The sequence below is a fragment of the Glycomyces sp. NPDC048151 genome, from assembly GCF_043202775.1.
Lineage (GTDB): Bacteria > Actinomycetota > Actinomycetes > Mycobacteriales > Micromonosporaceae > Glycomyces.
The window spans coordinates 121391-130310 of the sequence record NZ_JBIDBB010000002.1 but is presented as its reverse complement, the minus strand read 5'-3'; the positions used below and the strand labels follow the sequence as shown (position 1 = coordinate 130310).

9 protein-coding genes are annotated in these 8920 nt (G+C 69.2%); 6 read left to right on the top strand and 3 right to left on the bottom strand.

The annotated features are described in order from the left end of the window. Positions 1-139 precede the first annotated feature (139 nt). The 3 genes from ACGGCP_RS03995 to ACGGCP_RS03985 all read right to left on the bottom strand — a co-directional run bounded on the left by ACGGCP_RS03995 (position 140) and on the right by ACGGCP_RS03985 (position 2986). Entirely contained in the window at positions 140-1681 is a 1542-nt protein-coding gene (locus ACGGCP_RS03995) for a YifB family Mg chelatase-like AAA ATPase (RefSeq protein WP_392960708.1), read from the bottom strand. After that, positions 1581-2048 carry a YraN family protein gene (locus ACGGCP_RS03990; RefSeq protein WP_392960704.1) on the bottom strand — a complete coding sequence of 156 codons (468 nt, stop codon included), beginning with the start codon at positions 2046-2048 and terminating at the stop codon, positions 1581-1583. The genes ACGGCP_RS03995 and ACGGCP_RS03990 overlap by 101 nt, the downstream gene beginning before the upstream one ends. A 101-nt stretch (positions 2049-2149) precedes the next feature. Further along, positions 2150-2986 carry a M23 family metallopeptidase gene (locus ACGGCP_RS03985; protein ID WP_392960703.1) on the bottom strand — a complete coding sequence of 279 codons (837 nt, stop codon included), beginning with the start codon at positions 2984-2986 and terminating at the stop codon, positions 2150-2152. A gap of 443 nt (positions 2987-3429) precedes the next feature. On the opposite strand from ACGGCP_RS03985, the gene rpsB reads away from it, so the two are divergent. The 6 genes from rpsB (at position 3430) to rlmN (ending at position 8899) form a co-directional block, all read left to right on the top strand. Then, a complete protein-coding gene (gene rpsB, locus ACGGCP_RS03980; RefSeq protein ID WP_392960700.1) occupies positions 3430-4248 on the top strand; it encodes a 30S ribosomal protein S2 in 819 nt (272 codons plus the stop codon). An 11-nt stretch (positions 4249-4259) separates the two neighbouring features. Further along, positions 4260-5072 carry a translation elongation factor Ts gene (gene tsf / locus ACGGCP_RS03975; protein WP_392960698.1) on the top strand — a complete coding sequence of 271 codons (813 nt, stop codon included), beginning with the start codon at positions 4260-4262 and terminating at the stop codon, positions 5070-5072. Positions 5073-5317: 245 nt separating this feature from the next. Then, complete coding sequence (gene pyrH / locus ACGGCP_RS03970; protein ID WP_392960695.1) at positions 5318-6043, top strand: UMP kinase; 726 nt, start codon at positions 5318-5320, stop codon at positions 6041-6043. A 123-nt stretch (positions 6044-6166) separates the two neighbouring features. Beyond that, on the top strand, positions 6167-6724 hold the full coding sequence (gene frr / locus ACGGCP_RS03965) for a ribosome recycling factor (RefSeq protein WP_392960692.1): 558 nt from the start codon (positions 6167-6169) through the stop codon (positions 6722-6724). Next, complete coding sequence (locus ACGGCP_RS03960) at positions 6724-7650, top strand: phosphatidate cytidylyltransferase (protein ID WP_392960689.1); 927 nt, start codon at positions 6724-6726, stop codon at positions 7648-7650. The genes frr and ACGGCP_RS03960 overlap by 1 nt, the downstream gene beginning before the upstream one ends. Positions 7651-7750: 100 nt before the next feature. Next, entirely contained in the window at positions 7751-8899 is a 1149-nt protein-coding gene (gene rlmN, locus ACGGCP_RS03955; protein WP_392960686.1) for a 23S rRNA (adenine(2503)-C(2))-methyltransferase RlmN, read from the top strand. Positions 8900-8920: the final 21 nt, after the last annotated feature.

The following is an 8920-nucleotide window of genomic DNA, read 5'->3' as shown; positions in this document are numbered from 1 at the left end:
GTGCGTTGGTCGTGGTCGTGGTCGTGGTCGTGGTCGTGGTCGGGAACCCGGACCCGGCCCTTCCCGGCCCTTCCCGGCCCTTCCTGGCCCGGCCGGCCCGACGGCGGTTGGTCGGGTTCGTCCGTGCGGTTCATTTCTGTCAGGTGAGCGTGTAGCCGATTCGCAGCTCGCTGGCGATGGTGATGTCCTCGGCCGTGGGCCGGTCGTGCTCGCGGAGATCGGCAATAGTCCACGCCAGCTTCAGAATCCGGTCATAGCCCCGGGCGGTGATCCGCTCCTTCAGCAGCAGTTCATCGACGCTCTTTCTCACTGGTGGTGGAAGCCGCCAGCGTTCTGACCGCAGCGCCGGGCCGGGCACCTCGCTGTTGCACTGCCAGCCTTCGCCCGATTCGGACCAGCGGGCTGTCGCCGCTTCCCTCGCCCGGGCCACGCGCTTCGCCACCAGTTCGGAGGGCTCGGCCTCGGACAGCTCCGCGAGGATCGCCGAAGGCGGCACCGCCGGGAGGTCCACCCGTAGGTCGATCCGATCCATCAGCGGCCGCGAGATCCTCGGCAGATACCCCCGCTTCACCTGCGGCGTGCAAGTGCAGTCGTACGGCTTGTTCGGTGCACAGGGGCAGGGATTCGCGGCGAGAACCAGGATCACCTTGGCCGGGTAGCAGATCGAGGTGTTGGCCCTCCTGATCCGCACCTCGCCGCTCTCCAGCGGCTGGCGCAACGAGTCCAGGACCGACCGCTTCCATTCGGGCGCTTCATCGACGAACAAGACGCCTCGGTGCGCGAGTGCCAGGGAACCCGGGCCTACGTGACCGCTGCCGCCGCCCACCAAGGCCTGCATGGTGATCGAATGGTGCGGCGCTTCGAACGGCGCGTGGCGCATGAGCGTCGCCGCGCCTCCGGAGAAGCGCCCTCGGAGCGAGTGCAGGGAGGTCACTTCGACCGCCTCGGCGTCGGAGAGCGGAGGCAGGATCGACGGCAGCCGCTCCGCCAGCATCGTCTTGCCTGCCCCCGGGGGTCCGACCATGAGCATGTGGTGGCCTCCGGCCGCCGCGATCTCGAGTGCGCGGCGCGCGGTCGGCTGGCCGCGCACGTCGGCGAGGTCGGGGAGCGGCGGCGGCGTGCCCGGGGCTGTCGGCATGACCGGGTCGAGTGTGGTCTGGTTGAACAGCCAGGCCACGAGCGTGGCCAGGTCACGCGGTGCATAGACCGTGAGGCCGTCGACCAGCGATGCCTCGGCCGCGTTCTCGGGAGAGACGATCGCTGTCCGCATCCCGGACCGGCGGGCCTCCATGAGCGCGGGAAGCGTGCCGGGCACCGCCCTGAGGGTGCCGTCGAGGCCGAGTTCGGACAGCAGGACCGTGTCGTTCAGCTTCTCCATGGGCAGTGTGTCGTCCGCGCACATGATCGTGAGCGCTAGGGCGAGGTCGGCCGCGGACCCGGTGGTCGGCATTGACGCCGGACCGAAGTTGACCGAGACGGACTTGTCCGGGAACCGCAAGGCGGAGTTGGCCATCGCGGAGCGGACCCGGGTCTGCGCCTGATTGACGACGCTGTCGGGCAAGCCCGACATGCGGACGGTGTCAGCGCCTTTCGCCGACGACTTGAAGACCGACGCCTCGACGGTGACCGCTACGGCGGTCGCGCCGATCATGCAGACGGTGTTGGTGCGCGCGTAACCCATGGCGGTTCCCCCGGTGGTGTTCGAGTGCGAGGCGCCGACGGCCGGTGACCGTGAGGGCGAGGCGGTCGATGCGCCAGGGCTGGTCGGTGCGGCAGTGCTGTTTGAGCCAGGCGCGGGCGAGCCGTTCGATGCGGTGGAGTTTCTCGCCGTCGACCGCTCCCAGCGGGCCGCCGTACCGGTTCGAGCGGCGGGTCTTCACCTCGCAGAAGACCACTGTGTCGGCCGAGCGGGCGATGAGGTCGAGTTCGCCGAGGCGGTGCCGCCAGTTGCGGGCGAGGATCTGCATCCGGTCGCGTTGGAGGTGTGTCGCGGCAATCCGCTCGCCGAGGCGGCCGAGCTGCTGCGGCGTGAGGCGCCTCAGGTTCACCGGGTCGGGTGCGGCTGCCCGGGGTGGGAGAGTGCGCGTTGACGGGCGTGAGGTCGGAGCGAGTTGCGGCGGGGTTGTGGCATGGGGCGATGCGAGACGGCTCATGGCCGGGCCTCCTTTCGGCCGGTCGGCTGCGGTGGACGGTTGCGGGTGTGGGAGGGGCCTTGTGCGGCGGGTATCGCGAGGGGTTCGGCGGAGGCGCAACTCGGGTGTGGACAGGCGTGGGGCCTAGGGCGGAAGGCCGTCGGCAGGTCCGGGGATTCGGCTGGCTGATCGGCGCGGATGGTTCGGAGCGCCGGGCCGGTCTGTTCGAGGCTTCGGGCGCCTGAGAGGCGCTCGGGTCGGGCGGGGCGGGGGAGGAGGCGGACCTTGCCCTCGCCGAAGAGGAGCATCGGGTCGAGGTAGAGGGGGCCGCGTTTGAGGCCGAGGTGGAGGCAGGTCTGGCCGGGGCAGGAGGCGTGGCCGGGTTGGAGGTGGCCGATGGTCTGGCCCGCGGTGACCGCGTCTCCTGTGGCGACGAGGGGCTCGAGCGGTTCGTAGGTGGTGCGGAGGCCGTTGGAGTGGAGGACGCTGACTACGCCTCGTCCGGCGAGGTCGTCGGCGAAGACGACTGTGCCCGCGCCTGCTGCGGTGACGGGGAGGTCGGAGCCCGCTGCGAGGTCGACACCGCGGTGGCCCGCGAGCCAGGGCTCGGGCGGCGGGTCGAAGCGGGTGAGGAGGTCGAGGGTTCCGACGGGGGAGCGCCAAGGGCCGGAGTCGGGAGTGTTCGGGGCGGTGGCCTGCTCGGAGGCGGGCGGAGTGGCGGCCAGGTTTGAGGCAGGTGAGGTGGTTGTCGGTACAGGGGCGGCTTCGGCGATGGTGGGTGTGACGATCGCGGCGGCGGCGATGAATGATGCGGTTATGAGACTGATCGTGATGGCGTTGTGTAGTTGTCGCATTACTCAATGGTGAGATGGGTGCCCGGTTTCGTCAACAAGAAGTTTTCTGCCTGTGGATAACTTTGTTCGCGCGGTTGCTGCCTGTGATTCTGGTTGGTCTTGTATCGAACTTTGTGAGTTCTTGCGCGGGGGAGGTTCCGGGCGGGAGTCCATTGCGTCTGTCACTGCGGTCCACCGCGTTCGTGGTGCGCAAGGGGGCCTGAGTACACTGATCGGAGCGGTACGGAGCCCTTGCGCCCCGAACCGACTTCGCGCGCTCGCCGCGGCCCGACCTCCATCGCACGCCCCGCAGGGGTGCACTGCGACGGATGCGGTCCGGCCCTAGCGATCTCCCAGGTCCGGGACTTCCCGGTTGCAGATCGCCGGAGGTGAGCGCCAGGCGCGGGACGCCCGGACTTCGGGCGGCTCCCGCGAATGAACCAGGGAACGAAAGGAATACAACCGTGTCGGTTGTCACTATGCGTCAGCTCCTCGAGAGCGGCGTGCACTTCGGTCACCAGACCCGCCGCTGGAACCCGAAGATGAAGCGGTTCATCCTCACGGACCGCAACGGCATCTACGTCATCGACCTGCGCCAGACCGTCGACTACGCGGTCAAGGCCCACGACTTCGTCAAGAACGTCGTGGCCGAGGGCGGCGAGGTCCTGTTCGTGGGCACCAAGAAGCAGGCCCAGGAAGCCGTGGCCGAGCAGGCCCAGCGCGTCGGCATGCCCTTCGTGAACCACCGCTGGCTCGGCGGCATGCTCACCAACTTCCAGACGATCCAGAAGCGCCTCATGCGCCTCAAGGAACTCGAGATCATCGAGGCCAACGGTGCGGCCAACCGCACCAAGAAGGAAATGCTCCAGCTGATGCGCGAGAAGGACAAGCTCGAGCGCACGCTCGGCGGCCTCCGCGACATGGAGAAGACCCCGGCCGCGATCTGGATCGTCGACACCAAGAAGGAGCACATCGCGGTTGACGAGGCCCGCAAGCTCGGCATCCCCGTCGTCGCGATCCTCGACACCAACTGCGACCCGGACGAGGTCGACTTCCCGATCCCGGGCAACGACGACGCCATCCGCTCCGTCGCCCTCCTGACCAAGATCATCGCCGACGGCGCCGCCGAAGGCCTGCTGGCCCGCTCCGGCGGCCAGGTCGAGAAGGGCGAGGGCGAGCCGCTCGCCGACTGGGAGAAGGACCTCCTCTCCGCAGAGAACACCGAAGACTCCGTGAAGGTCGTCGAGCCGTCCGGCGAGAAGACCGTCGAAGACGAGAAGTAAGAAGGGGAGCAATGGCCAACTTCACGATGGCTGACGTCAAGAAGCTCCGGGAAGCCACCGGCTCCGGGATGATGGACGTCAAGAAGGCCCTCGAAGCGGCTGACGGCGACTACGACACCGCTCTTGAGGCCCTGCGCATCAAGGGCGCCAAGGACGTGGGCAAGCGCGCCGAGCGCACCACCGCCCAGGGCCTGGTCGCGCAGTCCGGCAACACGCTGCTCGAGCTGCTGTGCGAGACCGACTTCGTCGCCAAGAACGGCGCGTTCATCGAACTCGCCCAGACGCTGGTCGAGCTGGCCGACGAGGTCCGCCCCGCGGACTCCGAGGCGTTCGCCAAGGCCGAGCTCAACGGCAAGGCCGTCTCCGAGGTCATCGCCGAGGAGTCGGTGAAGCTCGGCGAGAAGCTCGCCCTCGGCCGCGTCGGCTCGCTCCAGGGCGACGTCGCGGTCTACATGCACCGCAAGGCCGCCGACCTTCCGCCGGCCGTGGGCATCATCGTCGAGTACACCGGTGACGCCGAGGCCGCCCGCCAGGTCGGCATGCAGGCCGCCGCGATGCGTCCGAAGTACCTCACCAGCGACGAGGTCCCCTCGGACATCATCGAGGCCGAGAAGCGCGTGGCCCTCGAGACCGCCAAGGAAGAGGGCAAGCCCGAGCGCGCCTGGGACAAGATCGTGGAAGGCAAGGTCAACGCCTACTACCGCGACTTCGCCCTGCTCTCGCAGAACTCGGTCATCGACAACAAGAAGACCGTGTCCCAGGTGCTCGCCGAGGCGGGCACCGAGGTCACCGGCTTCATCCGCTTCGAAGTCGGCCAGGAGTAGCGAGTAGTCCGCACGCGCGGACTACACTGGCTCCAGCCGTAAGCAGGCTCAGCGAAGCCTGCGAGCTGTAAATTGGCATGGTAAGGGGCGGCGGCGCAGGCCGCCGCCTCGTTCCATGCCCGGAGCAAGACAGCGCCCGGGACGCGCGCGCCGCACGCAGCGGCCGGAGCGCGCCCGCCCGGACGCGGGCAGTACGGTCAACGGCAGCGCAGCCACCGAGGGACACGTCAGAGCAGGGGAGTGCCATGAGTCAAGACACGTACCGCCGGGTCGTGCTGAAACTGTCCGGTGAGGCCTTCGGCGGCGGCGCCGTCGGCGTCGACCCCGATGTCGTGCAAGCGGTCGCGCGCCAGATTGCCGCCGGAGTCGCCGCGGGCGTCCAAGTGGCCATCGTCGTCGGCGGCGGCAACTTCTTCCGCGGGGCCGAACTCCAGCGCCGCGGCATGGACCGTGCCCGCGCCGACTACATGGGCATGCTCGGCACCGTCATGAACTGCCTCGCCCTCCAGGACTTCCTGGAGAAGGAAGGCGTCGACACCCGCGTCCAGACCGCCATCGCCATGGCCCAGGTCGCCGAGGCCTACCTGCCGCTGCGCGCCATCCGCCACCTCGAGAAGGGCCGCGTCGTCATCTTCGGCGCCGGCGCGGGCATGCCCTACTTCTCCACCGACACCGTCGCCGCGCAGCGCGCCCTCGAGATCGGCGCCCAGGAAGTCCTGGTCAGCAAGAACGGCGTCGACGCGGTCTACACCGCCGACCCGCGCACCGACCCCGGCGCCCAGCGCCTCGACGACATCACCTTCGACGAGGCCCTCAAGCGCGAGCTCATGGTCGTCGACCAGGCCGCCTTCAGCCTCTGCAAGGACAACGCCCTGCCGATGCGCGTCTTCGGCGCCGACGACGACGGCAACCTCCGCCGCGCCATCGTCGGCGAGCAGCTCGGCACCCTGATCCACGCCGCCGAGGACTGACCCGCCGGATTCGGCCTCCCGCACGGGAACGGCCGCGTCCGAAGACCTCCACGCCACCAAGCCACGCCGCCGGGACGGTACGGTCAGAAGTGCTGTCAGGCCGCGAGAGAATGTGAGAAAGCCGTGATTGACGACACCCTCCTCGAAGCCGAGGAGAAGATGGAGCGGGCCATCGAGCACGCCAAGGAGGAATTCGCCGCGATCCGCACCGGCCGCGCCTCCTCCGCCATGTTCAACCGGATCACTATCGACTACTACGGCTCGCCCACGGCCATCCCGCAGGTCGCGTCCGTCGCGATCCCCGAGCCCCGCATGGTCATCATCAAGCCCTTCGACGCCTCCCAGATGAAGGCGATCGAAGACGCGATCCGCAACTCGAACCTCGGCGTCAACCCCTCCAACGAGGGCACCCAGCTGCGCCTGAACCTGCCTCCCATGACCGAGGAGCGCCGCCGCGAGATGATCAAGGTGGCCAAGACCAAGGGCGAGGACGCCAAGATCGCCATCCGCAACGTCCGCCGCAAGGCCAAGGACGAGATCGGCAAGTTCGTCAAGGACGGCGAGGTCTCCGAGGACGAAGGGCGTTCGGGCGAGAAGGAGCTCGACGACCTCACCGGCCGCTTCACCGCCAACGTGGACGAGCTCGTGAGCTCCAAAGAGTCTGAGCTGCTCGAAATCTGATGAGCGCCCTTCCCGACGGTTCGCCCGGCCGTCGCCCGCACCCGTCGCCGGACGGGCGAGGGCCCGGCGCCGCCGAGACCGACCCTGACGGCCGGGGGCCCAAGGCCGGCCGCAACCTGCCCGTCGCCATCGGCGCCGGGCTCGGCATGGCCGCGGTCGTCCTCGCGTCGCTGCTGATCTGGCCGACCGCCTTCCTCGGCGTCGCCGTCATCGCCGTCGCCGTCGCCTGCTGGGAGACCGGCACGGCGATGCGCAAGGGCGGCAGGAACGTCCCCGTGATCCCGCTGGCCGCCGCCGGCGCGCTCATCGTGGTCCTCGCCTGGTTCGGCGGGGCCACCGGCCTGCTGCTCGGCACCGCCGTCGGCGTAGCCGCCCTGTTCGTGTGGCGCCTCTCCGAAGGCGCCACCGGCTACCGCACCGACACCGCCGCCGCCGCGCTGCTGCTCGTCCAGGTCCCGTTCCTGGCCGGGTTCATCATGCTGCTGGCGAACGCCGACAACGACTCGGCGCGATGGATCGATGGCGCCGCCGCGCAGGTCATCATCGCGCTGTTCACCGTCGTCTGCTCCGACACGGGCGGCTACACCGCCGGCGTCCTGTTCGGCCGCCACCAGATGACCCCGCGCATCAGCCCCAAGAAGTCCTGGGAGGGCCTCGGCGGATCCGTCGTGGCCGCCGCCATAGGCGGTTCGGTCACCCTCCTGGTGTTCTTCGACGTGCCCCTCCTCATGGGCGTGGCGTTCGGCGTGTGCGTCGCGCTGGCCGCTACGTTGGGGGACTTGTCGGTCTCGCTGCTGAAGCGGGACCTCGGCATCAAGGACATGAGCAATCTCATTCCCGGCCACGGCGGGGTCATGGACCGGCTCGACTCGATCCTCATGGTCGCCCCCGTGGCTTACGTGTGGTTCCGTTACCTGCTCGGGTGATGTGTCCTGATTGGTGTATCCGGTGAAGGAGGGCCCGGGGTGAATTCCATGATCCGGGGTTGGCGGGTTCCGGTCCTGTCATGCGAGACTAGGTCGTGACATGTCTGTAGCACTCACGTTGACCGAACCGCGCCCCCGCAAGGCCGCGCCGCGACACCTCGCCGACCTCGACCTGGCCGGGTGCCAGTCCGTTCTCTCCGAGATCGGGCAGCCCGCCTTCCGCGCCAAGCAGCTGCGCCAGCAGTACTTCGGCCGCCACGTCGGCGACGCGTCGCTCATGACCGACCTTCCCGCCGCCTCGCGCGAGGCCATCGGCGACGCGCTGCTCCCGCAGCTGCTGAAGCCGGTCCGCCTCCAGTCCTGCGACGACGGCAAGACCTTGAAGGCCGTGTGGCGCCTCTACGACGGCGCGCTCGTCGAGAGCGTGATCATGGCCTATCCCGACCGGGTCACCGCGTGCGTGTCGTCCCAGGCGGGGTGCGGCATGGCCTGCCCGTTCTGCGCCACCGGCCAGGGCGGCCTCGACCGCAACCTCACCACCGCCGAGATCGTCGACCAGGTCGTCGCCGCCGCGCGGATCGCCGAGGAGAACGGCCTGGGGCGCCTCTCGAACATCGTGTTCATGGGCATGGGCGAGCCGCTCGCGAACTGGGCCCGCCTCAAGAGCGCCCTGCACCTCATCACTAAGCCCGTGCCCGACGGCATCGGCATCTCGGCCCGGAACGTCACCGTCTCCACGGTCGGACTCGTGCCCACCATCAAGAAGCTCGCGGAGGAGGGCCTGCCAGTGCGGCTGGCGGTCTCGCTCCACGCGCCCGACGACGAGCTCCGCGACGAGCTCGTCCCGATCAACACCCGCTGGAAGGTCGCCGAAGTGCTCGACGCGGCCTGGGAGTACGCTCGGGTGACGAAACGTCGTGTTTCGATCGAGTACGCGATGATCAGGGACGTCAACGACCAGCCTTGGCGGGCGGACCTCCTCGGGAAGCTCCTCGCGGGCAAACTCGTGCACGTCAACCTGATTCCATTGAACCCGACTCCGGGAAGCCGCTGGGACGCCAGTCCCAAGCCGGTCGAGGCGGAGTTCGTACGGCGGCTGCGGGCCGCGGGTGTGTCCACGACGGTGCGCGATACGCGCGGCCAAGAGATCGACGGCGCCTGCGGGCAGCTGGCCGCTTCGGTCCGGGAGGCCGGCACGCCCGGCCGCGCCGGCGCGAAGCCGCTCGGCGCCACCGGCGCCGAGGATTAGGCGGAGAAGGGTGGCTTGGTA